At 56.2% G+C, this 26,231-nt stretch carries 23 protein-coding genes and 6 pseudogenes; 11 read left to right on the forward strand and 18 right to left on the reverse strand.

Annotated features, from left to right (window positions below; genetic code table 11):
- Positions 1-150 precede the first annotated feature (150 nt).
- From NATPE_RS09175 to NATPE_RS09185, 3 genes are all read right to left on the reverse strand, one after another.
- Positions 151-2,061: an ABC transporter substrate-binding protein gene (locus NATPE_RS09175; protein ID WP_006182368.1), complete on the reverse strand. Its 1,911-nt coding sequence runs from the start codon at positions 2,059-2,061 to the stop codon at positions 151-153.
- Between the two features lie 117 nt (positions 2,062-2,178).
- Positions 2,179-2,829: a helix-turn-helix domain-containing protein gene (locus NATPE_RS09180; protein ID WP_006182369.1), complete on the reverse strand. Its 651-nt coding sequence runs from the start codon at positions 2,827-2,829 to the stop codon at positions 2,179-2,181.
- A gap of 109 nt (positions 2,830-2,938) precedes the next feature.
- Entirely contained in the window at positions 2,939-4,420 is a 1,482-nt protein-coding gene (locus NATPE_RS09185; RefSeq protein WP_006182371.1) for an SLC13 family permease, read from the reverse strand.
- A 327-nt stretch (positions 4,421-4,747) separates the two neighbouring features.
- Between NATPE_RS09185 and NATPE_RS09190 the strand changes: the two genes are divergently transcribed.
- On the forward strand, positions 4,748-5,095 hold the full coding sequence (locus tag NATPE_RS09190) for a hypothetical protein (RefSeq protein ID WP_241432770.1): 348 nt from the start codon (positions 4,748-4,750) through the stop codon (positions 5,093-5,095).
- 317 nt (positions 5,096-5,412) lie between these two features.
- Here the strand turns inward: NATPE_RS09190 and NATPE_RS09195 are convergent, their stop codons facing one another.
- Positions 5,413-6,702 carry an MFS transporter gene (locus NATPE_RS09195; RefSeq protein ID WP_006182373.1) on the reverse strand — a complete coding sequence of 430 codons (1,290 nt, stop codon included), beginning with the start codon at positions 6,700-6,702 and terminating at the stop codon, positions 5,413-5,415.
- Between the two features lie 3 nt (positions 6,703-6,705).
- On the reverse strand, positions 6,706-7,818 hold the full coding sequence (locus NATPE_RS09200) for an MBL fold metallo-hydrolase (RefSeq protein ID WP_015298968.1): 1,113 nt from the start codon (positions 7,816-7,818) through the stop codon (positions 6,706-6,708).
- A gap of 89 nt (positions 7,819-7,907) precedes the next feature.
- Between NATPE_RS09200 and NATPE_RS09205 the strand changes: the two genes are divergently transcribed.
- The 5 genes from NATPE_RS09205 (at position 7,908) to NATPE_RS22220 (ending at position 12,501) form a co-directional block, all read left to right on the forward strand.
- Complete coding sequence (locus tag NATPE_RS09205) at positions 7,908-8,642, forward strand: helix-turn-helix domain-containing protein (protein WP_006182375.1); 735 nt, start codon at positions 7,908-7,910, stop codon at positions 8,640-8,642.
- Between the two features lie 36 nt (positions 8,643-8,678).
- Entirely contained in the window at positions 8,679-8,870 is a 192-nt protein-coding gene (locus tag NATPE_RS09210) for an HNH endonuclease (protein WP_006182376.1), read from the forward strand.
- A gap of 390 nt (positions 8,871-9,260) precedes the next feature.
- The gene (locus tag NATPE_RS09215; RefSeq protein ID WP_015298969.1) at positions 9,261-10,544 is read left to right on the forward strand and encodes a Cdc6/Cdc18 family protein; all 1,284 of its coding nucleotides are present in this window, start codon (positions 9,261-9,263) and stop codon (positions 10,542-10,544) included.
- 604 nt (positions 10,545-11,148) lie between these two features.
- Positions 11,149-11,658, forward strand: coding sequence for a hypothetical protein (locus NATPE_RS09220; RefSeq protein WP_006182378.1), 510 nt, complete (start codon positions 11,149-11,151; stop codon positions 11,656-11,658).
- Between the two features lie 690 nt (positions 11,659-12,348).
- The gene (locus tag NATPE_RS22220; protein WP_015298970.1) at positions 12,349-12,501 is read left to right on the forward strand and encodes a hypothetical protein; all 153 of its coding nucleotides are present in this window, start codon (positions 12,349-12,351) and stop codon (positions 12,499-12,501) included.
- Here NATPE_RS22220 and NATPE_RS23360 read toward each other — a convergent pair.
- Together NATPE_RS23360 and NATPE_RS09225 are read right to left on the reverse strand one after the other, a co-directional pair.
- Positions 12,465-12,749 (reverse strand): annotated as a pseudogene (locus NATPE_RS23360) (DUF6884 domain-containing protein); the annotation flags it as partial. The gene NATPE_RS22220 and the pseudogene NATPE_RS23360 sit on opposite strands and share 37 nt — an antisense overlap.
- A 127-nt stretch (positions 12,750-12,876) precedes the next feature.
- Positions 12,877-13,401: a hypothetical protein gene (locus NATPE_RS09225; protein ID WP_172637288.1), complete on the reverse strand. Its 525-nt coding sequence runs from the start codon at positions 13,399-13,401 to the stop codon at positions 12,877-12,879.
- A gap of 444 nt (positions 13,402-13,845) precedes the next feature.
- Here NATPE_RS09225 and NATPE_RS21275 point away from each other — a divergent pair, with 444 nt between their 5' ends.
- Both NATPE_RS21275 and NATPE_RS21280 read left to right on the forward strand, forming a co-directional pair.
- The gene (locus NATPE_RS21275; protein WP_015298972.1) at positions 13,846-14,646 is read left to right on the forward strand and encodes a sulfite exporter TauE/SafE family protein; all 801 of its coding nucleotides are present in this window, start codon (positions 13,846-13,848) and stop codon (positions 14,644-14,646) included.
- 22 nt (positions 14,647-14,668) lie between these two features.
- Positions 14,669-15,020, forward strand: a pseudogene (locus NATPE_RS21280) (zinc ribbon domain-containing protein); the annotation flags it as partial.
- A 12-nt stretch (positions 15,021-15,032) separates the two neighbouring features.
- Here the strand turns inward: NATPE_RS21280 and NATPE_RS09230 are convergent.
- Together NATPE_RS09230 and NATPE_RS21285 are read right to left on the reverse strand one after the other, a co-directional pair.
- Complete coding sequence (locus NATPE_RS09230; protein WP_006182381.1) at positions 15,033-15,917, reverse strand: IS1595-like element ISNpe23 family transposase; 885 nt, start codon at positions 15,915-15,917, stop codon at positions 15,033-15,035.
- Between the two features lie 333 nt (positions 15,918-16,250).
- Positions 16,251-17,039 (reverse strand): TrmB family transcriptional regulator, encoded by a 789-nt coding sequence (locus NATPE_RS21285; RefSeq protein WP_006182382.1) that lies wholly within the window; start codon positions 17,037-17,039, stop codon positions 16,251-16,253.
- Between the two features lie 83 nt (positions 17,040-17,122).
- On the opposite strand from NATPE_RS21285, the gene NATPE_RS21290 reads away from it, so the two are divergent.
- The 3 genes and pseudogenes from NATPE_RS21290 to NATPE_RS21295 form a co-directional block, all read left to right on the forward strand.
- The gene (locus NATPE_RS21290) at positions 17,123-17,455 is read left to right on the forward strand and encodes a DMT family transporter (RefSeq protein WP_006182383.1); all 333 of its coding nucleotides are present in this window, start codon (positions 17,123-17,125) and stop codon (positions 17,453-17,455) included.
- 142 nt (positions 17,456-17,597) lie between these two features.
- On the forward strand, positions 17,598-18,842 hold the full coding sequence (locus tag NATPE_RS09235; RefSeq protein WP_015298973.1) for a digeranylgeranylglycerophospholipid reductase: 1,245 nt from the start codon (positions 17,598-17,600) through the stop codon (positions 18,840-18,842).
- An 83-nt stretch (positions 18,843-18,925) separates the two neighbouring features.
- Positions 18,926-19,481: pseudogene (locus NATPE_RS21295) on the forward strand (IS5 family transposase); the annotation flags it as partial.
- 79 nt (positions 19,482-19,560) lie between these two features.
- On the opposite strand, the pseudogene NATPE_RS23035 reads toward NATPE_RS21295, so the two are convergent.
- The 9 genes and pseudogenes from NATPE_RS23035 to NATPE_RS22225 form a co-directional block, all read right to left on the reverse strand.
- Positions 19,561-19,950: pseudogene (locus NATPE_RS23035) on the reverse strand (hypothetical protein); the annotation flags it as partial.
- A 238-nt stretch (positions 19,951-20,188) separates the two neighbouring features.
- Positions 20,189-20,593, reverse strand: coding sequence for an HVO_A0114 family putative DNA-binding protein (locus NATPE_RS09240; protein WP_006182386.1), 405 nt, complete (start codon positions 20,591-20,593; stop codon positions 20,189-20,191).
- A 22-nt stretch (positions 20,594-20,615) separates the two neighbouring features.
- On the reverse strand, positions 20,616-20,921 hold the full coding sequence (locus NATPE_RS09245; protein ID WP_006182387.1) for a toxin-antitoxin system TumE family protein: 306 nt from the start codon (positions 20,919-20,921) through the stop codon (positions 20,616-20,618).
- 127 nt (positions 20,922-21,048) lie between these two features.
- Positions 21,049-21,513 (reverse strand): hypothetical protein, encoded by a 465-nt coding sequence (locus tag NATPE_RS21305; protein WP_015298974.1) that lies wholly within the window; start codon positions 21,511-21,513, stop codon positions 21,049-21,051.
- 308 nt (positions 21,514-21,821) lie between these two features.
- Positions 21,822-22,449 (reverse strand): annotated as a pseudogene (locus NATPE_RS09250) (IS1595 family transposase); the annotation flags it as partial.
- A gap of 15 nt (positions 22,450-22,464) precedes the next feature.
- Positions 22,465-23,740, reverse strand: a pseudogene (locus NATPE_RS21310) (IS4 family transposase).
- Positions 23,741-24,620: 880 nt separating this feature from the next.
- Positions 24,621-25,256 (reverse strand): IS6 family transposase, encoded by a 636-nt coding sequence (locus tag NATPE_RS09270; protein ID WP_015298673.1) that lies wholly within the window; start codon positions 25,254-25,256, stop codon positions 24,621-24,623.
- Entirely contained in the window at positions 25,208-25,903 is a 696-nt protein-coding gene (locus NATPE_RS21315) for a Shedu anti-phage system protein SduA domain-containing protein (RefSeq protein ID WP_152422608.1), read from the reverse strand. Before NATPE_RS21315 ends, NATPE_RS09270 begins: the two co-directional genes overlap by 49 nt.
- Before the next feature lie 21 nt (positions 25,904-25,924).
- Positions 25,925-26,074, reverse strand: a complete 150-nt coding sequence (locus NATPE_RS22225) for a hypothetical protein (protein ID WP_015298975.1) — start codon at positions 26,072-26,074, stop codon at positions 25,925-25,927.
- Between the last annotated feature and the right edge of the window lie 157 nt (positions 26,075-26,231).

Genomic DNA, 26,231 nt, shown 5'->3' on the forward strand with positions numbered 1-26,231 from the left:
CGTAGTGATCGGGGCGCGTCTCGCCGATCGAGTCGTGGCCGCTGGCCGCTGCACGTTCGGCGCGAGCTTCGGCCCGGTCGGGATGGCGGTTCGCCTTGAGTCGGTTCCCGTCCCGCGGGGGTCGCGGGCGCGGTACTGTGGTTCGGTCTTTCATGAGAAATCGGGTTGCTCGAGTTCGTCGCGTCGTTTGTAGGTGTTCTCGGGCTGGATCCGTTCGACGAACGCACCCCATGCCTCGCCGTTGGGGTACCGCAGGTTGCCGTCGCCGTCCCAAGTGTACCCCGCCTGCTCGAGGATCGTTCGCGCTTCCTCGACGTCGACCTCGTAGTCGGTCGTATCGGGGTTGTGCCACTGGGTCAGCGGCGAGATCGGATTCTCGCCGGCCGGGACGGTCGCCTCGCCCTGCAGGAAATCCTCGACGAACCCCTGCGAGTCGACCGCCTTCGACAGCGCGATGCGGAACTCCTTGTCCCGGACGAGCGGACAGGAGAACATGAGCTTCGCGTCGAGCGGTGCGTAGCTTCCGGCTGATACCTGTTCGATCCCGTCGGCGTTGGCCGCACGCTCGGCCTGCAGCGTCGAGAGGTTCGTCCCGATGGCGTCGATCGCGCCGCTCTGGAGCGATCCGATCAGGGCGTCGACGTTGCTCACGTTGATCCAGATAACCCGCTCGATGCCGGGGCCCCGTTCGGCCTGGTCGCCCAGTGCATCGGCCCGCCAGTCGTCGTCAAACATCCAGTGGCCGTCGTTTCGCGAGGCCGCAAAGCGGGTCCCCTGCTCCCATGTATCGAACTCGAAGGGGCCGGTCCCGACGGGCTTGTCCGGGTTGTGCTGGGACGGGTTGTCGATATCCTCCCACCGGTGTTTAGGAAGGATGACACTGCGGACGACCCGCTGGGTCATGAACGACGCGTCCGGGTTCGTCAGGTTAAACCGTACCTCGTGATCGCCGAGTACCTCGACGGAGTCGATCGGCTCGTAGAACGGCACTTGGCTCGAGGAGGTGTACTCCTGGTAGATCTCGACGGTGAACTTCACGTCTTCGGCGGTGAACGCCTCGCCGTCGTGCCACTCGACGCCCTCGCGCAGCTCGAGTTCGACGGTCGTCTCGCCGACGAAGCCGCCACCGGTCGCCAGCGCGGGGACGACGTCGAGGTCCGGCGTCGCGTCGAAGAGCCCGTCGTAGATGAACGTGAGCCGCTTGGCTTCTGCCCCGCCCGCGGCCCACGGCAGGTTCAGCGAGTTCATCGACGTCGAGACGCCCTTGACGTAGGTCCGGTTGTCCGTCTCGGGCTGGAGGTTGACCTCGGTCCAGACGAATGAGTCCATCGTCGGCCCGTTCCCTGGCGTCTCCACGTAGCCGGCCCACCGGTCCCGGTTGACCGCCGTCACAATGTTGGGGAACAGCGTGATCAACGCCCCGACGTCCTCTGCGAAAATCTCCTGTGCCCGCGCGACGAGTTCCTCACGCTCGGCCCGGTCGGTCGTCTGGGCTTGTTCAGTGAGCAGTTCCTGCAGCTTCGGGTGGTAGTAGTTGTCGTAGTTCGAGAGCGACCCCTCAGTTCGGCGCATCAACAGCGGGTTCGGATCGAGCCCGCGCTGGGGATCGGGCCCGTGCGTACTCATTGAAATTACTGCCTCGAGCCCCTTCGTCGCCCAGCTCTGTGCGTAGAGCTGGTTCAGCGGCCGGTCGTTGAGTTCAACCGCGATCCCGAGGTCGTCGAGTCCCCGCTTGACCATCAACGCGTGTTCGCGCATCCAGGGGTCGTCTTCGCTCGAGAACTCGACAGGCAACCGATCGAGGACCGCGCCCGCGGTCGCGCTATAGTCGAGCGGCGGCGAGTCGGCATCGATCGTCTCCCATTCGCGCCAGTACTGCGTTTCGACCGTCTCCGGTACCCCATCGGGCACGTCCGGATCGAGGCTCTGTCCGCGGCTCCCGGTACAGCCCGCGAGCGCACCCGTTCCGAGCGCCGTGGCGGCAGTGGCAATATAGCCCCGTCGCGTGAGCCGGCCGCGACCCCTCGCGACCGAACTGTCATGATTATCTTGCTGCGTCATCCACCCCCACGTTACGGGCTATCGAGGATCGTTTTACTCCCTATCGCCCTCGATAGCTATCGTAATTTAAATCGGGGCGGATATATTTCACCTCGCTGGCCGACTTCCGATCGGTCGTCACTCCCGCGGTCCGTAGATAAGTTCGAGCAGCGTGCGCTCGGCGGTCCGAAGTCGCTCGCTCACCGTTGACTGTGCGACGTCGAGTTCATCAGCGAGGTCCGTCGCAGACGCCTCGCGAGGAATATCGAAGTAACCGCTGTCGTAGGCCGTCTCGAGGACCGCTAACTGGTCGTCGGTGAGCTTCGAGACGAGGACTTCGGTCAACCGGCCACTGTCGAGCGGTTCGCCCGGTTCCTCGTCCTTGTTGACCGACAGCAGTTCGAACTCGCCCAGCGTCTCCTGGACTTCGTCGGCCATCGCGCGGAATTGATCCCAGTCGCGCGCGGTCACTACGACCTCAAAGACGCCGTTTTGGAGGACGATCCGGTTTGGTATCACCTCCTGACGCAACACCAGACTCAGGATGAACGGATACGACTCGTTCGCGAGGATGGTGAGCCGCCGGAGTTGGAGGTCATCGGACGCGGTCGGGATCTCGCTACTGTAGAACAGCGACGCCCCGGAGATCCTCTCGATGGCGGTCTCGGGGTCAAACGTGCCGTTCGAGGCAACCGTTAGCGACTCGAGCCACGTCCCGTCTTCGACGTAGAATGCGTTATCAAGTTCGATGCTCCGAACGGCGTCGAGTTCGCGCTGGAGCTTCGCCATCACGCCCGTCGGCACCGTTGTGAACTCAACGCGTAGAATTGGCGACCCTCCGTACAGGGTAGAGTCCCGTCCGTTCATATATAGCTCACGCTTGTCGCGGTCGAGTGGTTCAGCGCACCAGCGGCCAATAGACCAGCCACGAGAGCGCAGCGACGGCGATCGAGAGGGCCATCGTCACCAGGCCGAAGGCGGCGATATCGCGGTGTGACAGCGGTCCGCGGTCCATCGACACCAGCACCGCGGTCGTGTTGAACGGCAGGATTGTCGTCGAGCCAACGACCAGAAGGACGGTCAACGCCAGCGGCAGTCGATCGATCCCAAAACTGCTCGCGAACTCGAGGACGATCGGGAGCGCAACGACAATCGCCGCCGACCCAGTCGAGAACAGGACGCGGATGGCGACGGCGAGCGCGATCAACACGGCGGCGATCTGCCAGTTGGAAAGCGCCGCGAACGGGATTAGCCGCGTTAGTGCGTCGACGACGGCCGTGATCGCGCCGGTCGCGTTCATTGCGTCCAGTATTGACAACATCGCACCGATGAGGAAGATAATGCCCCAGTTCACGTCCGCAATGTCGTCGGCCGTGATGACGCCGACGGACGGCAGCGAGAGGACCGTGACCGCCGCGACTGCGGGGACCACCGTCGGGAGCCCGACGAACGAGCCGCCGATCCAGGCTGCGACGGCACCGAGAAGAACGACCGCCACGAGCCGCTGGTCACGTGTCAGCGTAGCCAATCCGTCTTCCGGCGTCGGCCGCGTCTCGTCACCGTCCGTCCGTAACTGGAGTCCGTCGTCACCTGCCTCCGTTCGGGGTACCCGGGTCGTGCTGACCGTCGTTTCTCCGTCGACTCGAGCGAAGAGTCCTGCAGCGAGGGCCGCCAGCGCGTACAGCAGGACCGTTGGCGGTACCATCAACACTGCCCAGTCGACCCACGTGATCGGCCCTACCGACGTCGAGACGATTTCGGCGGTGACCAGCGCCATCCCGCCGCCAGTCATCAGTGCCATCGACGCGATGGGGTTGACGTGGCCGAGGATGAGAAACGCCGCGCTCTCGAACCCGTCCTCCGTATCGAATGCGCCCGCGAGCCGCTTCACAATCGGCACGAACGTCACTGCTCGAGCCATCGCGGAAGGCATCACCAGCGCCAGCGCGAGGACGCTCCCAGCGACTGACCGCAGCGCCCGCCGCGGTGTACTCTCAGCCGTCAGCAGTTGCCCCGCTAGCCGCTGATCGAGACCGACGCTCGCTGTTGCATCGCCAAGCAATAAGAGAAGCAATAGGAAGAACACGAGTGTCGAGGTGAAGCCGGTCGTCGCCGCACCGAACGAGTCGACGGCCCCCAGCACGAACAGCAACGTGACGCTGAGGACGCTCGAGATGACGTACGGTACTGGCCGGGTCAGCCACAGGACAAGCGCCGAGAGAAATACCGCCAGCGTCCGCTGTCCCTCAACGGACAGCGCCGATGGCGAGTCGAGCGCCGTTCCGACGACGAGAACGCCGACAGCCGCGAACAGTCCGGCCGTTTGCCACGACGGTGCCGGTAGCTCCACTCCCGACCGTTCATCGATTCGATCATCCATCAATTGAACCGTTGCCGCTTCCGCCTAAGAAACTGATGACACCGCATCAGGACCGAACTCAGAACACTGGCGCTCGGACTACCGAATTAGGTCAACAGCGACCTCGGGTTCCCGTTTATCTTCCGCGGCGGGCTCGACGTCCACGCCATCGAGATCCGGTAGGACTCGAGTGTTACGGGATCGGACGGATCGACGGATTTGAGCTATTTAAATAGCGACTTGAAGCTAGCCACTCTGGAAGGGGTTGGGAGTGAAATGCTCCAATTTCTTAACAATCTGGTAGTAGCATCACATATAAATACTCTAGATTATAACTACTTCTACATCATGGATTCAATTGAGGCAATGCACCACTTTCTACTGCTTAATGAATATCTTCTGCCTGAGGAACCCGCTTCAGAGGACCTCATTAGGGAGTTTATCCCAGCATCCGCGTTTAACCAAGACTGGCAAATCGTATTGAACCCCGATATGGAGGAAAAAGAGGCCATAGATATACCAAAACAGGGGAAGACAACTATGGTCCGTTCTACGCAGGCGCTCATATTCCTCGGAAATAGACATGCCGGACTGATTGGTAGTAGTGCTGGTGAATTCTATGACGACCGGTTCGATACGAGTGCAGATCTCCAAGAAGAGTTTTTGGAGGATCTTAGTGCTGAGTTTAGTGGGTAGCGATTATATCTTCATCAGATTCCTCATCAGCGATGTCCTCGGTCCAATCGACGGGCTACTCCTGCTTTGGGAAACCTCAGAAATATATAAGAACATAGAGTCAAGAGTCAAATAATTCGTCTAATGTCTTTGGACCCGATTCCGGTGAATCTTCTTCTGGTGTCCTTTCTTGTAACCCCTTCTTTGTTATAGAAACAGTTAATTCTCGAACTTCTCGCCACCCACACTGTCGGCATCGGCGGCGGAAACTGACTGAAGGGTAGAAACTGAATCTTATAAATAAAGGACTTCAGCGTTATTAGAAAATAGGTTGGTCTTCAATCCTCAGGTGTGACTTGCCCCGGTGCTTCTTGGGCCGGAGCTGGAGGCTCGTGAGTTCCGAAGTCGGGATGGGTCTCTTCCATCCAGACGTACACGACTGCCCCGGAGATGAACATCAAGATCGCAGTCATGTAGAACGCAGCTTCGGTGTTCACGAACTGCATCGTGAGGCCGATCAGGATCGCGCCGACGCCGTAGCCCGAGTCGCGCCACATCCGGTAGACGCCCATGCCTGCCGACCGCCAGGTCGGATGGGCCGCGTCGCTCGGGACCGTCATCAGGTTCGGGTAGAGCAGCGCCATCCCCAGGCCAGAGACGCCAGCCAAAACGGCCCACGGGAGGTAGCTGTCGACGAACACCATTCCGAGGACGCCAGCACCGGCGATGAACATCCCCACGACGACGGGCGGGCGGCGACCGATGCGGTCGGCGAGGCCGCCGGTCCCGATCTGGAGAAAGTACATCGCGCTGTGAACGCCGACGACGACGCCGACAGCCTCGATTGCGAGCCCCTGACTCGTGAGATACAGCGGGACGGCGATCCAGAACAGCGTGTCCACGAAGTTCTCGATGTGGCCGGCCTGCGCCGCCGCGAACAGCGTCTTGTCGCCGTAGGTCGCGCGCTTCAGGACGTCGACGAACGGAAGATTCGCGTCGTGGTGCTCGTCGTCACCCTCAAGTTGCGCGAGCTGGACCGTCTCTTTGATCAGGAAGATCGAGATGAGGAACGCCAGCACCACCACGATGGCGAGGAAGTAAAACGGCTCGGGCCGGAGGTTCCACTGCCCGGCGATGACGCCGGTGATCCACGCCCCGGCTGCGACGCCGGTGTAGCCAAACGCCTCGTCGATGCCGACGGCTAGCCCGCGCTGGTCGGGACTCGCGAGGTCGATCTTGGCGTTGATCGCCATGCTCCAGGTCAGCGCCTGGTTGATTCCCAGCAGGATGTTTCCGACGGTGATCCAGCTCCAGCTCGGCGCATAGATGAGGATCACCGGGATCGGCAGGGCGGTAAGCCAGCCGAGCACGAGCACCGGCTTGCGTCCGTACTCCTCGCCCCACTTGCCGGCGTAGAGGTTGAGCAGCGCCTTGACGAAGCCGAAGGAGACGACGAACGAGCCGATGACGAAAAACGACTCGACGCCGAGTATGTCCTCACCCAGCACGGGGACAACCGTGCGCTCGGAACCGATCGTCAGCCCCGTCGCGAACACCAGCAGAACGTGCAGCGAGAACTGTCCGAGGTGTTCGCGAATGCCCTGTGTTAGGTCAGTTTGCTCGCTCATCGATTATTCGGCTGCACAGCGGTTGGGACCCAGTTCGAGCTCGGACAGTTCGTCGTCGGGGACGTCCTCCTGCCCGACGTTCGTGCGCTTGACGCGCTCGAAGTTCGGCGGATGGTCCGGGATGTCCGAGGCGAGCGTCTCAACGAACTCCTCGCGGTCACGGCTAAGATCCGCGTTTTGCGCTTTGACCTCACCGAGTGTCGCAGTCACCGGTGGCTCGGGTGAGCCGGGGTCATGTGCCGGGAGGACGAGGGCGTCGTCCGGTCGGGCCAGCAGGCGCTGGAGGCTCTCGTAGAGCGTGGCCGCGTTCCCTTCGACGTCGGAGTCTTCGATCCCGGCTTCGACGCCGAGTTCGACGCGGCCGACGCTCTCGTGGAAGAGCGTATCGCCCGTGACGAGCGCCTCTCCCTCGAGATCGAACGAGACGCTGCCCTCGCTGTGTCCCGGCGTGTGGATTACGTCGACGTCGACGGACCCGACTTCGATCGTCGCTTCGTCTTCGACCGGGGTTGCGTCGATCGCGAGCGCGTCCTTTGGGTGGAGGTAGTAGGGAACATCGTGCCGCTCGGCGAGTTCCGCACCGCCGGAGACGTGGTCGGCGTGCGCGTGCGTGTCGAAGACGCCGACGAGGTCGGCGTCGTAGTCCTCGAGGATTGCATCGTACTCGTCGAGGTAGTGAGAGGGATCGAACACGGTGGCTTCGCCGTCCGAAATCAGGACGTGCGAGAGACACCCCTTCCCGGGGCGGGCGACCTGAACGAGCGTCCCGTCGAGATCGGTTTCAACAGACGCGCCCCGGTGGACGCGGCTCCACCCGTTCATCCCATCGGTGAGCGTCGCGGCATCATAACCCATCTCTCGCAGGACGTCCGTCGCCGTCTGTGAGACGACTCCCGCGGCGCAGACGGTGACGATCTCTTTCTCTTCCGGCAGGTCTTCGAGCGCATCCTCTGCCGTCTCCGGATCGTCCTGTAGTTCGTCATAGACGTCCACGTTGACGCTGTCCGGAATATGCCATTCGTCGTAGTCCGCTTGGTGCCGAATGTCGAGGACGAGAACGTCATCCCCATTAGCCTGCAATCGTCCACTGAGTTCGTCCGGAGTAACTTCTGTCATCGGTATTCACCCATAAGAGGCATATCTGTATATGGGTGGTGCCGGTCATGACCGGCACAGCTATTGCGATAGAGATCGAATAGTAGTGTATGAGCCTGTACGAGGCCTCGTTCCGGGTAAAACACGAATGTCCCTATCGGGAGATTTCGGAACGGCACCCGGACCTCACGATACGCGAGTGGTACTTGAACGACTGCCAAGTGCTCGAAATCACGTCCTCGGAAACCCCGACGGACGATCTGCTCGAGGAGATTGACAGTCTGGGAACGATTCTGCACCGATCGGTCGACGACTCCGGATTGCACATCGTCACGCAGTCGTGTCTCTGTTCGCTGGAAGGGTCGATCATCGACCGGTTCGAGGAGTACAACTGCCTGTACCAACCGCCGACGATCCACCGGCAGGGCTGGGAGCACTACTCGGTGATCGCGTTCGACGAGGCCGACGTTCGAGCGCTGATTCGGGACCTCAAGTCCGATCGGGACATCGATGTTCTCTCGAAGACCGCCATCGAGGAACAGCAGATCCCACACAGCATGTTAGCCCCTGTCGATCAGCTCTTCGAGGATCTCACCGACCGACAGCTGGCGGCGCTCCGGTTGGCCCTCGAAAGCGGGTACTACGAACAGCCCCGGAAGACGTCACTTCGCGAGTTGGCTGAGCGGACATCTGTTGCTCGCTCGACGTACGAGGAGCACCTTCGGAAAGCCGAGAACAAACTCCTCACAAACGCGGGCGAGTTCTTACGGTTGGTGACGGCGACTTCCACGGGAGACCCGCTGCACGTTGAGCAACCACAGACGCCCGAACAGAGCGCCGACTGACCACGCGACGAGCCAACACCGTCGTAGCGTCAGCCGATGGTCAATACTTCGTCGGAGGTCGATCACATCGAACGGATCGCCGACGGCGGCCACCCACTCGATGAGTCGAACCTCCAGACGCTGTGTGCGGACTGCCATGAGGACAAGACAGCAGACGAGAACAGCAAAACGACTCGAGAGACCACACCGGACGTGACACTCCACGATTACCTGGATTTGGAGCAGTGACCCACTGGAGCGATACAGACACACCCCTCGTTTTCAGTGAAAGGCAGGACACATCCGAAAGCAATCTCGAACGCAAAGAGGACCGCGTATAAAGAGATAGCTGTCCGGAAACCGTGGTTATCTAATCTGTCTTCTAAGAGCGTTTCTACTTACTTCTACACTACTACTTTACCTATACCATAAATAATATAATAACGTGATCAAGAGAGTCGGGCTCAAGTCGAACAGCAGGTACACTCTTTCGGGCCTTTCACTGAAAATCAGGGGTGGGTGTGTCTGGGCCTTCTCTCTCGGCTGGTCCGTCATACTCCCTCAAACCCTCCATTTCCAACTTTTCACTGAAAACGGGGTGCGGTGGGTTTATTATGGTTGTCTGTAATGAAATAGCCAATGGGTAACGATCCAATCCCGACCCCTTCGGTCGAGGATCTTCAGGATGACCCGATGGCGGATGAAGCGACGTCTATTTTCCGTCGGCGGGAACTCCTTCGCCCCCAGCACGTCCCACAGAAAGATCGGATCGTCGGGCGGGATCGCGAGATCGAGACCGTCGAGGCACTCCTGAAACCAGCGGCTTTCGGCGATCCACCGGAGAGTGGCTTTCTCTTCGGGAAGACGGGCACCGGGAAATCACTCGTCGCAAAACACGTCACTGGTCGGGCTCGAGGTATCGCGCAGATGCAAGGCACCGATCTGACGGCGGCCTACGTCGACTGTGATCAGTACAACACGGAGACGCGGGCGGCCCGAACGATGGCCTTCGAGGTTCGTGATGCGATCGATCCGGACCGCTACATCCCGAAAGAGGGTATCGGCGCGAGTCGGTATTATGACGCCCTCTGGGATTCCGACGGTCTTCTCCACGAGAGCGATTCACTGATCGTCATCCTTGACGAGATCGACAAACTCGGCGACGATACCGCCGAAATCCTCTCGAAACTCTCGCGATCGGAAGAAGCGGGGAAAACGGGCTGTTACATCTCAGTCGTCGCGATTAGCAACAAGACGGATTACTCCGACGCTCCCGATGAGCGCGTCGCCTCGAGCTTTCAGGACGATCCGATCATCTTCCCGCCCTACGACGCAAACCAGTTGCAGGCGATCCTCGAGCGCCGGAGTGACGCGTTCAAGGATGGCGTACTCGAAGAGGGCGCGATCCAGCTCGCTTCAGCGCTCGCTGCCCGTGATCACGGCGACGCCCGCCGCGCGCTCGATATCCTTCGCTCCGCGGGCAAACTCGCGGAGAAAGACGACAGCGACCGGGTGACCGAAGAGTACGTCCGACAGGCCGACGAGTATAGCGATCTCAACCGATCGATCCAGGTCATCAAGAATGGGACGCCTCACTCCCGGTACGCGCTGTATGCACTCGCGTATCTGACGAAATCGAAGCTCAAGGATTCCTTCTCGACGGGAGAGTTGTATGATGCCTACTGCATCGTCGCTGAGGTAGCGGCTGGCGAATCGCTCACCCACCAGCGGGTACTGGATTTGATGAAAAAATGGACGCTCCCAGAAATAACGGAAAGCAAGCACACGGGCGGTGGCAAAGGAGAGGGAAGCTACCGGACGCATCGCCTACTGCACGATCCTGACGTAGTCATGTCTGCTTGCCTCGAATCGTCGGAGACTCAACGGGATGTGCTGGATGCACTTTCGGAATCGTCGGTGTAGTTCTCTCGCGGTTCACTGAAAACGAGGGGTGTCCCTCTCGCACTGGTCGCTCTTTCACTGAAAATCAGGGGTGTCCACCAATCCGCTTTCAATGAAAACGAGGGGTGTCCACCTGAGTATCGGAATACCGGCGGATCCGTTATATTCGTCCGGTAGTAGCTCTCTCTTGGCACCTTGGCGACCCGTAGCTTTATAGTCAAATCGTATGACTGTCTTGATAGATGTTCCCAACCGTCGCTGAACGATGCGAAACTGCACACACCCCTTTGAGAGCAGTGTCGAACAGAGTCACAATTCCCGAGCGGCGTTGATCGTCCGTAGAGTCGAGGTGGCAGCATGACCACCGTCGATGCGATCACGCTTTTCGACCGCGAGGACGGGCCCCGTCGATGAAACTCGGCCGTCACGAGGGTCACACGTACCTCGGTGACGAGAAGGACGTGAAAGAGGAGGAAACCGAGATCGTCGAACTCGAGACGCGAGTCTCGAAGGAAACGATCCTGACGGCGTGGGATGACTCGGACTTCCCGAAGCGGGTCCGAGAGTTCTTCAACGTCGACGGTAACGGGTCCCCATCTGGCGCCGGCACGGACCCGGCTACGTGGTGGAAGCGCTGCGTAACTACGGCGTCCCCGAGGACTGGGAAGGCGAGGAGACCGTCGTCCAGCAGTACCTCCACTTCACGGCCTTGGAGCCGACACCCGGGACGACCGACAGCGGCGTCCGGACGCAGGTCTTCAACGGGAAGGAGTGGATCACCCCTGAGAGCGAGTTCTACCTCGTCGGCGAACCGAGCCAGAAGGTCCGGTTCTCCAATCCCGACGGGAGTGAGCAGATCGATGTGCCGCTGAACCGCGACCTTGAGGCCGTCGTCGTCCGGCCCAACTCCAACGAAATCGGCCCTGCGCAGGACCAGGTGACCCGGACAGATGACAGGGAGGTGGAAAGAGAGTTCTACCACCCCGCCCAGTACGTCGACGGCGAGAGCATTCAGGATCAGCGAGTCATCTTCTGGCTCATCATGGAGGCCTCGATGGACGAGGTTCCCCACCCGGCGGGCGTCACCGGCTACGTCGCACAGGCGGAGTTCCAACTCAACGGCTACGAGAGCTAACTTGTCTCTCGACGTTATACTTTATTGATGTGATCTATAGTAGCTTCCCTGACGATGGGCGCCACTGTAGGAATCTTGAGCGTGTCCTAGAAAGACCCACAAGTGGTTTGTTTCAATTCTCTCCGTTTGGACAGCTGGTAAGTAGTTTTTCTGTACTTACCGCTGATTCACGGTCTCCTGTCTGACCCTAGTGGAGTTCTCAGACACAACGCTCGCGGTAACTGCGTGTGCGAACTGAGTGAAGAACTTTTTGTGGAATCAACGGAATACGAGAACGGGATGGATACCAGCCGTTCCAACCATGGTCTCGCGGCGTATTTTCTGTTTCTTCTTGGCGCAGTTTTCATTGGGCCACTCGAAGCTGTATTGGGGTTGGCGCTTTACTGGCTCCTTGGAAGGCAGGAAGAGTCACCACAGAATAAATCGTAGTTGCGTCAGTACTTCCTACTTTCAGCCGATACTACGGACGTGAGCTATTTTCATCTGTCTCATGAATTTTGCATAAATATAATACTTCGAAAACCCACCGGTGTTTCCGGCGTTGAGACACTGGCTCGGGGCCTATTTGCTTCCCGTCCCATCGTTCGGACATGGAGGTGAGCAAGACGAGGATAGCGAGCATCGTTGCGGTCACGACCGCACTCGGATACGCGCTCTATCAGCGCCGCTCGATCGAGTCCTCTGACAGCCATGGCGACGAATAGGTCCCCCGCTGACGACGACAGCCGACAAGCACAGGCGCTCACAGAGAAGTCCACGCCCGTGGCGATCCTGCTGGCGTTCGTCCTCTCGCCGGTCGCGTACTACTATGTCAGCCGGACGAAACTAGCAGTGATCACATAGTCTTTCCCTGCGATGATCACGACGGCGTCGAAGCCTTCGCGATCGACGATCAAACGAAGATCGCCGGCTACGTCCTCGGCCCACTCCCGAACTTCTTCATCGGGCATCTCCGAGAGCGTCTGATCGTAGTAGGGCAGTTCCGTGGCGTAATGAACAAGTCCGAACTTCGCACTCGCGATATAGTAGCCGTGTGACTGCTGTCCGTAACGGTCCTTACAGACGTGGATCGAGGAGGTATAGAGTTCGCGAGCGGGAACGGTCTCGCTGTCGTCGAGATCCTGTTTACTCTGGCCGCAGGAGACGACCGTGAGATCCTTCGGACCGGTTCTAAACCGGCTGGCTTGCCCTCGAGCGTGGTCTGTTCGGTCCCTATCGTCATGCCCCCACGTCTATTTCGTCGGCAACGAACCCGACGAGTTCCTCACCCTGGACAACCCAGCGCATCGGAATCGATTCGCCGCGCTCGAGGAGTTCACTGACACCGAGGCCGACCGTGATCTCGCCGGCGGCGATCCGGGGTTGGCTGTTCGAGGGCCCGGCGAAGACAATCGATTGACTCGTCGGACTCAGTTTGTCAACCCAGGAGAGTACGACCACAGCTTGCCCATCAACGCAGGCAAACGAGGGCTCGACAAGCGTCGAGCCACCTCGCTCGATACCAATCTTCCGGACGCCCTCCATCGGGAGCATGGAAATCGTGTTCTGTCGCTCGTCACCGGCGCGTTGGATCGTCGACCGATACGGCTCGCTTTTCGCGAGTGAGAAGAGATCGAGATCGACCGGCGACTCCCACTCCTCGATCGGGGCCGTAACTGTCCTGCTTCCAGTTTCTTCGTCGATCGTGACTGAACCTTCGTCCCACGCTGCGGCGCAGTCGACGAGTCGCCATGCGCGGGCCATAAACGTCGGAAACTCGAGTTGGACCTGTCCCGTCGACACGAAGACAAGCGGCGACGTGGTTGCCAGCCCGTCGGCAACCTCGGGACCGAAGCGGATCGTCTGTTTAGGAGAGTCCCCGTCACATCCGATTCGGAACTGCGGGCTTTGTTGAAATACTTTAGAGTTGACATTCAGAAGAGCCACTCTTCCCACCAAGTTCTGCAGATCCGATGCGAAACTAGCTTCTGAGCAAATCGCAAGACTGCAAGAGGATTTCAACAGAGCCACACTGAAAGATTTCAACAGTTCCGTCTACCGATGAGAAAGGCGAGTGCCTCGAGGCTTGACCCCGTGGCAGTTCACTATAGATAATGCCAAAATGTCATTATCGCCTGTTTAGCGTGCTTTCGGTAACTGGACCAGAATGAACAATAGAAAGCGTCCTGAACAGATGAAGTACCTGTTATGCTCGAGTCACTCCTCCGTGTGGACATTGTTCTTTTCGTTGCTATCGGTCTGCTTGGCGGAGCACACTGTATTGGAATGTGTGGGCCGCTAGTGACGATGTATGCCGAGCAGATGTCTTCACGTCCGGATAGGGGAACAGCAACAACAGGATCCCAAAATCGGCGTGGACATTTGACGCCATATGAGGTTCGTCAACATGCTCTATTCAACGTGGGACGAACACTCAGTTACGCACTTCTCGGCGGGGCATTTGGCGCGTTTGGTGGTTTCGTGTTTGTCACGACGGAGCAGTTGACAGTAATCGCGGATTTTGTTCGCGGAAGTGTTGGAATTCTAATCGGTGTGTTTATAATCATATCTGGTTTGAAATATCTTTTAGGCGGGGTTTCCGGGGTTAGAATTCCGGGTGTTCAGTGGATAACAAATTGGATTGCTGTTCGTATCGATCGATACGTGAATAGTCCCGGGATCATCGGTCTCGGTGCGCTTCACGGATTGCTGCCGTGCCCCATTCTATATCCAGCATATTTGTTCGCGTTCGCGACCGGCTCTGCTGTATCCGGATTTCTCGCGTTAGGGACGCTCGGAATCGGAACAATTCCAGCCGTCTTCGCTTATGGAACACTCATTGAGTCGATTGACACTATCCATCGCCAACGACTCCATCGTCTTCTCGGAATCGTCTTCATTATACTCGGATATATCCTGTTAGCACATGGATTGATGGCGATCGGTATCTACCTTCCTCATCCGATGCTTCCGCATTATCAACCTCTTGGGAAAGCAATGAATCACTGACCAGTAGTCACAGTTCATAGCAATTCAACGGTGTATCGAAGAAGGTGTGGAGGAGATAGCAGTTGGCAACCTCAGCAACGTCCGCGAAGACGATAACGGCGACTCGCGGAACTGGGGCCAGTCGGGGAACAAGAAGTCGCACGGCTAGGAGTTGGGGGAGATTCGCCCGACTCCTCGAATACAAGGCCGAGGAAGACCGCACTTTCGTTGACCGCGTAGATGAGGAAAACACGTCGAAGACGTGTTCGTGTTGCGCTCAGATTCGAGATACGAACCACGCGGAACGTGGGCTGTACGTCTGCGAGCTCTGTGAAACGACGATAAACGCGGACGTGAACGGTGCGGTGAATATTCGTCGAACGCTCTTGCGTAGTTCATTGTTGATTTCAGAGTGTTGCTCGAATAGCGTGTTTGAGTGCGTCTCGTCCCGGTTTTCGATATAGTTCTCGGCGTAGCTGGAACGCTCTGAGATACTGTGTCAGCTTATCTTTCGAGATACCTCGATGGGGCGAGAGCCACCGTCGCGTCAGCGACGCGTGGCTCTCGCAGGTATTGACGTGGACCTCTTCGTCGGCGTATTCACCGTCACCGTGGACGACGTATTCACGGGTGAATGCGTCGTCCGCTTCGAGTGGCTCGTACGCTCGAAAGACGTCAGTATAGACAGTCAACGGCTCCTCTTGGCGGTCTGCCAAGAGGAGTCGAATCGTCGATTCGTCGGCGGCTTTCGCTGGGATCACGTACCGCTGTCCAGTTCCGCGGTCAGCGAGAATGAACACGGGTGGCTTGTCGCCATCATATAGACCACGTCCACGCGTGGACAGGCCACGCGAGCGCGACGGTTGGTCGCGCTCGCGGCCTTTCTTCCCAGCAGAGACGTACACTTCGTCGATTTCGACTGGTCCGACAAGATCGAGGGAAGGCGCATCGAGCGCTTCACCAGAGCGCTCGATGCGCCGGTGGATCGTCTTGTGTGTCACCTCGATTTCGTACTGTAGCTGCCGAAAACTCGTGTTAAAGCGGAGAAACGCGTAGGTCGAGAACAGCCACCGACGGAGCGCAATCTTCGAGTGAGCGAAGATCGTGCCTGTCTTGTCGTTGAACGTGCGGTCGCAATTCTTACAGAGATATCGTTGAAACTCTCTGTAGCTGCCGTTTCTGACCGTACGGTCAGAACGGCAGCGAGGACAGGTAACACCGTCACGCCAGCGAACCTGTTGCAGCAGGTCCACTGCGATCGATTCCGACCCGAACACATCTAGCGGAATCATTCGTGTCGGACACCGCTGACGCGGTGCCCTTGTCCTCTTCGACTCCACAGCGACCGCTCAGTAGTATCAACAATCACCTACGGATGAGCGTCGTCGAAAGATAACTCAGAGTCCTTCGACAGGGGATATGAGTAAAGTTGGTTGGTACAGCCCGGTGTCTTCGTGTTTGACTGGGAGAGTGGGACGTTCAAGACGAGAGAACAGGGAGTCTGCAACCTTACTATCCCAACGCTCGGAACTTCTCCGCCTTCAACCGGCGGAGGATGTCAAAAACACATTCCTTGGTGTTGATAGCCTCGATCAGAGACGCACTTTTCTCTCACTGCCATCCCCTTAATCAAGGAGGGGTACAGAATTGGACCACAGCTGTTGGAAGTGTTTCTCAAACTCGGAGACAACTTGCGGATCTTTAATTCCAATTACACCGATTCGGTCTTCATCAGATACTGGATGCAAAACATCAATCGTCGTCTCTACATTGTCCACGATATCAAACGAAAGCGCAATATCAGGAATCGTTCTGACAGTTATGTCTGTAGACTGACTTTCAATTAGGTGTGGGAATCGGTCAGGGAGTACAGTAACTGCTTTTTCACTGAAAAGGAGGTTGACAGACAAATCTGCATTAGCGCCTTCGAAGAAGCCTTCCACTTCAGATTGGAGTGTCTCCCACGTCGCATCTTCGTATGGAGGCCCAATAGCTGCTTGGACAACGTTCTCCGCAGTTCGCATATGCTGCTGGAGTGCTGTACTCATTTCATCGCTCCCGAGAGATCCAAGCCAGAAACTACTCTCTGTTGGTGGTGTCGGCAAAAGGTTCGAACGAACTGTGTCTGCTTTCTTGCGGTAACGATCCCACTCTTGTTTCAGCTCATATGCTCGTTCAGCCAGAAGTCTGTCGACGACGGTTTCTGGCTGTACGGCCACGTATCGATTTGGATTGCTTGACTGTCTCCAGATCAGTTTGCGAGACTCAAGGCCGTTTAGAACGTCGTAAATACGTCCTTTTGGAACCCCACTAGTATCAGAGAGTTCGGCTGCCGTCACTGCTCCTGTCACGAGAAGCGTTCGATAGACCTTCTCCTCGTAACTTGAGAGTCCAAGCTCGCTCAATTCCGTCATAGATTATTATTGTACCTCCAAACAAATTGTAAGTGCTGTTTTGTTTCAATAGCCGTATATTAGCGGCTTCGAGACCTAAGGGTATGCATCCGTACGTACTGCTCGCTGGCGCAATACTCTCCGAATTATTCGGGACAACTGCCCTCAAACTCTCTGAGGGATTTTCACAACCGGTTCCCAGTATTGGGGTTGTCCTCGGATATGGAGCGGCGTTCTATCTACTATCCCTGACGTTAGAAGAATTACCGATGGGTGTCGTCTATGGGACATGGGCAGCATTGGGTATTGTTGGTGTGGCAGGTATCGGGACCATTGTTTTTGGTGAATCAGTTGACCTTGCAGGCCTTCTCGGAATTGGTCTCATTATCGGTGGCGTCTACTGCGTTAACGTGGTGTCACAGATGTCTGCCCACTAAGATGGTGGACACCGGGATTTGTGTGACCCACCTCGGGGTTAAGTCCCGAGACACTCGCCTTGCTGATCTGTAGAAACAACCGAAAAGTGGCACTCTGTTCCAACATCTTGTTCGTCCTCTTTTGAGTAGTTGTTCTCCAACGATGTCCAACAATTATGATGTGATCATCGCTGGGGCAGGTCCAGCGGGGGCACAGTGTGCACGAGATCTGGCTGACCGTGGATACGATGTTGTTGTTCTGGAAACCGAAGCAGAAGATGAGTTCCCAGCTCAAAGTAACAAATCTACTGGCGGAACGTTTGCATCGATGATGACCTCCTTCGGCATTCCGGACGATGTCGTCATGCACGCGACTGAATCAGTAGTTCTTGAGTCTCCAAATGAATACTTTATCCAGGACCAGCCGGGATTTGTCTTGGATTTTGAGGCGTTCAAGAAGTTCCTTGTCGAGGATGGTCGTCACAAGAGTTCTGAGTATCGGTTTGATGCTCGCGTTCGTGACCCAATCGTCGAAGATGGTGATCTCGTCGGTGTCCGTTATAATCGTGATCAGGAGGTCTTTGGCGAAATCATCATCGATGGTACGGGTCCGGCCGCGCCATTGGCCAAAGATCTGGGGATAGCCAATCTTGAGCGGGAGAACCACGCGATTGGTATTGAATACTTATTCGAGGGCGTCGATCTCAATCATCCTGATTTTGCTGATCTCACTGATGCGATGATGTTGCGGTTGGACCACGAATACGCTCCTGGGGGTTACTCATGGATCTTCCATACGGGCAACGACACAGCGAAAGTCGGTATCTGTTATATCCAGAATGAACGCTATCAAGAAAACGCCATTCACGATCGCACCGTCGACGGGTATCTCGAACATTGGCTCGATACTGATCCGCGGTTCGAGAATGCCAGACAAATTGCAGCGAGTCCGGTTCGGGGATCAGCACATGTACAGCCACCAGGATCGATGAGTACTGATTCGTTTATGGCGATCGGTGATACTGTCCCATCGGTTGATCCTGTCTGGGGTGAGGGAATCTACAAGTGCATGAAATCAGCTCGAGCAGCTGCGATGACAGCCGATCGTTGTCTGACGAGGAAGATAGACACCTCTGCTGAGGAGATGAGAGTCTACGACGACCTCTGGGAGGAGCAAGTCGCCCCCAAACAAGACCGTCGATTGATGATGACGAGGTTGCTATACCTTGCACCAAACGAACGATACGACCTGCTAATGAGAGATCTGAACAAGCTCTCTCGAGATACCCTGTCAGATATTAACGATGGGAGCAAGCGGGGAATTGTAAAACTATTGTACCCCAATGATCTATCCTATCTCTGGAAGTATTGGCAAGAAATACAACCTGGAATTTTCGGCGCCGTCTAGTTCTGCACCGGCTAAACTGGCACGTTTCCGCCAGGAGCCTGATTCGGTCTCTGAGCCGGGTTAAGGGCGCTTGATCAGATCGAATGAGTGTCTGTCGAGCGCTACTGCGCCACTCAGCGCAGTTGCACAACCCTTCTGAACACGTTGCTATCGACGCAACATTCTACGAACGTGACCGTGCGAGCCGCCATACTGCCACCGAACGAATTACCGCGTTCAAACGCTCAAAGTCACAAAACTCGTCGATACAGCAACGCAAGCCGTTCTTGATCTCCACTGTTCGACGACGTTAGAAGGAAGCGACGCAGACCTCGCCGAGCAGATCGCCCGCCGAAATACGGGCGATCTGCGGTCACTTGCCGCTGACAAAGGCTATGACAAGCAACAACTCCGAGAACGACTGCGTGAACTCGACATTCGCCACTGATCAAACACCGGATCTTCGCTCCGTACGATCACGCACATACCGCCCGCATTGACGAAGATCGGTACGCTCAGCGATCAATGACCGAAACCGTCAATTCAGCTGTCAAGCGCTCGCTCGGCTACGCCGTACGAGCGCGTACCTGGTATCGAGAATTCCGTAAAATTGCCTTGATATATATCATATGGGACATTAAGCAGGCCGTCAAACAGTGAAATCCAATACAGTATGGCGATTCAACACAGCCTCCCGATCAGATATTATGATGAGAACCGATAGGCGACAGCGTCGGTGTCAGGTCTCCTCGAGCAGTGACCGGGCACGTTGCACGTAGCTGTTTGTGTCCCAGCTGCGGGCATCGCTGATCTCGTCGAGAATAGCACGAGCATCGGCAGCTAACAGCTGTTCGGTGCGAACAAGTACTGAGAGCAGCGTTGGCGTCGTGACGAGCCGGGTATCGGAGAGCGAGGCGTGGACTAGACCGAGTTGATTGAACTCATCACAGAGCAATAGTGTGGCGTCAAGGTCATTCGCGAGGGTGACAGCAGCGTTTTCGCCGTCATCAAGCGGAAATTCGGCGTCGAGATCGACCGATCGTGCCTCGAGCGTCTCAGTTCGATCGAGGACGGTCGTTGCAGCCCGACCGTGTACGTCATCATACGAGGCGATCTCTCGGAGTTCCTCGAAGTACTGACGACTGGTGATTATCTCTCGTCAGTCCGTGGTCCTGTTCGCAGTTTCCACGTTAGCTTCACCCTGAACGTATCTGGTTCCTCAACAGAATGGGGATGGCTCTGATTCGTCGCCAGTGACGCGGGCCGTGCGAGGTGGTTGAGTAGTTCATCACGTACGTCCGTCAACCACGTGTAGCGAGAACAGAAAGCGAAGGGTTCGGTTACTGGATGTCCAAGAACAGGATCTTTCAGGGTGCTGCTGCACTGACACTCCCGTTCGATCCTGCGAACGGGATGTCGATTTCAAGACCATCGTAGGCCAGTTTCGGTTTCTTTGCCTGACCAGGCCCGCCATTTTCAAACTCAATGACGCCGATGTCTTCAAGTTCGGAAAGGTTCCGATGGACCTGTTTGTAGTCTCGTTCCACCAGATCAGCGGCTTCGCGGATGCTCTCGGGCTGGTGTTTGGAGATTGCTTCCAACAGCTCTAGATTCTTTGGGCTGAGCAGGCGACTGAGTTCTGCATACGATCCGAAGTTCAACACCGGCTGGGCATCGTCAAGATCTTCACCCTCCTGGGCGGCCTTGATGCGGCTACGCGTGCGCTGGTTGAGGCGATCACGTTCACCGACGGTGACTTTGAGCGTGGGCATGTGTATACCTCCTGGAGACGTCCTACTCCGACCAGTTCCATGAGACAGGCGACATCTCCTCGGTTTCGCGTTGAAAGCGATCGTAGAGCGTCAACATCCCGGGGAATTCGATGATTTCAACACCGTTTCGGGTGTGACGCTCATGGCCTTTCGTCTGTTCATGGGCGTTGCCGTATCGAAGGATGGTGTCGCCGCCGACTTCCCCGTGGTGGAGGCTGTAGTCCCATCCACACGGGTACTTCTTATCCTCCGTCTGCCGGATGGTCACATCGATGACGTACCTATCTTCGACATCCTGCCAATCTTCAATGGTGGTGTAGGACGCCATCCGTCATCTTATGTGATGGCCTCCATAGGCATAAATCTATGGACTTCATAACATAGGTATGTGGTTTGCTTCTTTACGAGAGGATGAGACGCTTGATCAACCTGATTCAGAGACATTGAGAGCGAGTTCACCTCTCGCTGGCCCACAGATCTGTTCGCAGTTGCCACGTCGGCTTCACCCTGAACGTATCTGATTCTTCAACAGGATGGGAATGACTCTGATTCGCCGCCAGTGACGCGGGCCGTGCGAGGCGATTGATCAGTTCATCACGGACGTCCTGCCGAGAAATCGTCTGCTCGTGCCAGCCGAGCCGTTCGTCATAATGGCGCTTCTCGAATCTCTCGCCAACCGTATCGGCAGCGATGTACTGCGTCAGTTTAACTCCCCAGACGTTCGACGATCGATACTCGGCACCGACGTCTGCATGCGTGAGTTCGACGAGAACACACTCGACGAATGAAATGAGTGATTCCCGACTTCGGTCGTTCGGAACGCGTAACTCGAGGTCAGACCAGGGTGGCTCGGAGGGCTGTCGGTAAGTTGGTGTCCGATCAATATCACGATCTCGTGGATGCTGTCGCTCAGTGGTCATTCGCTATCTCGGGGCAGTTCGATCGCCCCGCACCCATCTCAGGGCGAGAAAATACTCCGGTGGGATCGTTTTAGAATACGTAGTTCTGTTGAAACCCTATTCTTTAGATATTTATTTCCGTGGAACTACTGCACACTACAGGTGTGAGTAGCCCGTGTCCCACTATACTGAGTTGAACTACTGTGAATCCACAGAACGTTTGAGATTTTTGATACCAAAATAGACGACTGTGCCTACGAAAAGATCCTCTATAGCTGCATTCACCACAGTAGATTCGATGAACGCTCTTGTGTAGCACTTTGTTGATCTCACAGCGTAGCTTTGATAGCGTGTTTGAGCGCTTCTCTTCCCGGTTTCCGCAGTAGTTTTCGTCGAAGCTGGAACGCTCGGAGATACTGTGTGAGCTTATCTTTTGAGACGCCTCGATGAGGCGAGAGCCACGGTCGCAGCAGCGATCCGTGGCTCTCGCAGGTATTGACGTGGACGTCTTCATCCGCGTGTTCGCCGTCGCCGTGGACGACGTATTCGCGGTCGAATGCATCGTCCTCGTTGAGTGGGTCGTAGGCACGAAATCCGTCCGTGTAGATAGTCAGTGGCTCCTTCTCGAGGTTTGCGAGAAGGAGCCGAACCGTCGATTCGTCGGCGGATTTCGCGGGGATCACGTACCGATTGTCGGTGCCGCGATCGACGATCGTGAACACCGGCGGTTTGTCCTGATCGTACGATCCTCGTCCACGCGTGGACAGGCCACGCGAGCGCGACGGTCGGTCGCGCTCGCGGCCTTTCAGCCCTGCAGAAACGTACACTTCGTCGATTTCGACGGGATCGACGAGGTCAAGTGAAGGCGCGTCGAGCGCCTTCGAAGCGCTCGACGCGCTGGTAGATCGTTTTGTACTGAACGTCGATTTCTAGCTGGAGTTGGCGAAGACTCGTGTTAACATTCGTCTTTAGCTAAGACTCACACCTCGGTTGTGTAGCGGTAGCGAGCGTCTCTTGCAAGATCGGTCGTTGTTGGTGGATCTTCTGAGCATCCTCGATCAGCCGCTCCAGCAACGGCGGTGGCGAGTAGCCAAGGTACTCTCCGAGTTCGTGGAGGATGAGCTGGGCGTGCGACCGAAAGGTCGCCGCCCAGCGTTCCGGCGGAAACACGATCTCATCGTTGGCCTGCTCGGTGACCAGATCCAACAGCTCACGACTCACCAGCAGTGACAGCAACGCCGCGTACAGCAAGATTTCTACGACATCACGGTTGCTTGTGTCGAATTCGTCCAGTTCATACTGCGTCTTCAGCTCACGGAACAGCGTTTCTACCTCCCATCGACACCGATACAGCGTTGCTAGATCTTCCGGGAGGAACTCTTCTCTCGGTAAATTCGTGATGTACAGATGGTAGTCGTCGGCGTCCTCGTTGCGGACGCCGACGACGCGGAAACGCTTCGTATCCAGTGACTGCGTTCCATTGTACGGCCCGCGTTTGAACTCCGCTTCGACCTCTACGTCGATGTACTTCCGCGAGAGATCATCGACCACATCGTGGATCTGCTTGCCCTCCAAGGGAATGGCGCGGACCGCGCCATTCCCGCAATTCTGCCGTTATCACCGGATTTGCGTTCTGCTTCAGCCGACTCACGAAGTAGCCGTCGTTCTCGTCGATCAATGCAAAGCGACGGTACTTGAAGTACGCTAGATCGAGCAGAACGAGCCGTCCGCACAGCCACGAACCCGTCTTGAACAACGTGCTGTCGTGCGTTTTCTCGTCGGTCACGTCGATGCGTTCGATCGTCTGATCGGTGGCATTGTGGAGCAGGTGGAGCTTCGCTCCAGCCTGCTCCTCGTGGCGGGCTTGGAACTCCTCAGAGAGGAACTCGTGTAACCGCAACACGGTACCATCAGCGATCATTACGTCTCTGAACCGGTCGATATCAGCGTCAACAGCGTCAGGGACAGCGACCTCGTCGAGGCCACGCTCGACGAGGTCGCAGAGGTACTCTGCGAGTGACGGCGTCAGCCGATGGTAGAAACCCCCGGGAGAGATCGTCTCGTCAGCAGTCGAATTGTAGCTGCGTCTGAACCCAGCGAGTGTTCGGCTCTCGCCTGCGGCGAAGCCGAACACGAGCGCCCACACGAGGACTGGAATCTGAAGCTTGCCATCCCGTTCGACCACGCCGAGTTCCTCGGCGTGCTCTTCGAGGAACTCGGATGGAAACAGTGTAGTAAGCCGACGCATGATTCTCGATGAGGAGGCGTCTGTGTGTACAGCGGATACCTCCTCATCCCTCTCGAAAAGAAGCCTCGATAAGCCGCCGCTGTCACGTGGTTTTCCTCTTAGCTAAAGACGGATGGCGGCCTCCGTATGGTATTGTTCGCTGACTATCCTTTATCTACTTGATCCCGTCGATGAAAACGATCTCGAGTGATCGTGGGTGAAGGATGCAACCGATCGGTGGCACCGCGTACCTTCCGTTATTGAGAAAGAGAGTAGTGATAAACGAGATGTCATCTGTGGGGGATACCCTCGAGGACAACGAGCTTGAGCAGATGACTATGCATGATCTATCCAATCAAGACTCAGTCGATCACATCGAGAGACTCACGAGCGCTGCCACAATTCAGAGACAGTTACCGGAAGAACCGGTCGTCAAGTGGGTGATTCGCTGGGACAGCTCTGCGCACAACGAGGGCTGGTCAGGTAGTATGAACTACCATCTACAGAACCCGTGAACGATCACTCGCAGAGGCGGCGCTACGGCGGGGTACCGCCACGTACATCCAGTGGAGGTCACGCCAGATACTTAATCGCTCTCTTCGGCTGAAATAGTCCCTCCCTCTCGATAGAACTCTTCCATTCGTCTACCTCGTTCCAGTAAGTCAGAGAATGTCACGAGATTCACTCGTGTAAGATGGCTTTCAATTATGCGTAGTCCGTCTCGCTGCTCCTGAGTGAGGTCGGATCCAATGACTACTGTACCGCGAGGTTTGAGAACCTGAACTCCTTGTTCGTTTTCGATATAATTTGAAGTTGTTCAGATTCTTGAATATAGTTCTGGAGTTGAACAATTGCTTTTGTCAGTCCCGCTCTGGGGACCCAGTTATCGTGAGGGTAGTGTTCAGATAAGCTGATTCCATGCGAAGGCGAACGCTTGGAGCCAATTTTCGACGGTGTCTGCTTCGGCATGGCTAAAACAGTTTGAGAACTGGTTAGTTCTGCGTTTTAGTTCTCGAAATACACGTTCAACACTGTTCCGATTACCGTGTTTTTCGTATCTGTAATCGAGGCCATGTCGGTGGAGTGCCGCTTGCAGCCACGGTGCAGAATCGACGAGAAAGAGCGCGTCATCGACGAGATGTTTGTCGCGGAGTTCCGCGAGGAACATCTCGGTAATTGCTTGATTTCTCGTCGGTGAGAGCTTGACGTGTAGCAAGCGGTTTGTTGCGGGATCAACGGCGGCGTACAGCCAGAATCGTTCGTCATTCAGTTGGATCACGGTCTCGTCAACCGCGACGTGATCCGGATTTGCGCCATCAAGCGGCTGTAAATCTGCCTTCTGCACCCAGTTGTGAACGGTCGATCGACAGCGTTCGACACCCAACCTCTCGAGAATAGAGATGGTATCCGAAAGTGATAGTCCAGCCAGATGGAGCCGGATACCGAGCTTCATCGCGGGCTCGGGTGTCGCCTCTCGCTCCAGAAAATCTAACTCGAAGCAGTCGCTACCTCTGTTGAGGCGGGCGGTTTCGAGCATAGACCACTCACAAATCGTTCCACCTCACCTTTCATCCTCATCTGAACACCGCCATCGTGAGAACCATCAAACTTAACCACACTCGCATCTGACGTTTTGAGTTCGATAATATCCAAATAACCGTTTACTGATTTAAGCGCAAAATCTACTTGTGCTCCATGCAGTAGTTCTCGGTCAACACGCTCAATATACTGATTACCAAAGAACCATGGATGCTTTTCAAAGAGATCTTGGAAGTCATCTTCTGAATCGTATTTTTCAATTTTGGATTCTAATCGAGAGACAGCATTGCTGATTTTTGCTTGCTGTATCATGCTTTCTGCACGAAGAGCATCTGTGTCAAGGACCTCTTGGGAGAGGTTCATACCGTCAAGACTGTCACCTAGAGCAGCGATACATTCGATCATTTCGTCTAGTACTTCTCGTGGACGGTCACCATCGACTTCTTCGACTCGCTCAATGATTTGAGATAGAATTTCAACAAGGTCTGAATCGTCACTCGTTAGAATATAGTCTCGGCTATCAAGCTCAGCAATTTCCTCAAAGTTCTTAATAAATTCGCGTAGCGCAACAGACTCACTACCAGTTACCTGAATTTCAAAATCCTGTTCAAACCCGCCAAATACTGTTTCCTCGCCTCTTTCCAAACTGATGACGTGCTTTCCAGTTCACGGAATCTCCCATACTGAGGCACGTTGCTTTCCATTGTTGTCCTGTTCAATAGTCAACTGTATCCCGTTCTGTAACTGGCCCCCTTCATCTGAATCCTCAAATGTCTGGACGGCATATTCATTTCCGTCAATTACGACATTTTCCATATAACTTGGATCTCATGATAGGTCTATAAATCCCAACCCTATCTGGCTTTAGTTAGGAATAGTATACTATATATCAATTCAATAACTCACATGAAAATTTAATGAATATTTACTGTCTACTTTTATATGGGAGAAACGTCCTGGAATTTATTTGTCA

Source organism: Natrinema pellirubrum DSM 15624 (assembly GCF_000230735.2).
Classification (GTDB): Archaea; Halobacteriota; Halobacteria; order Halobacteriales; family Natrialbaceae; genus Natrinema; species Natrinema pellirubrum.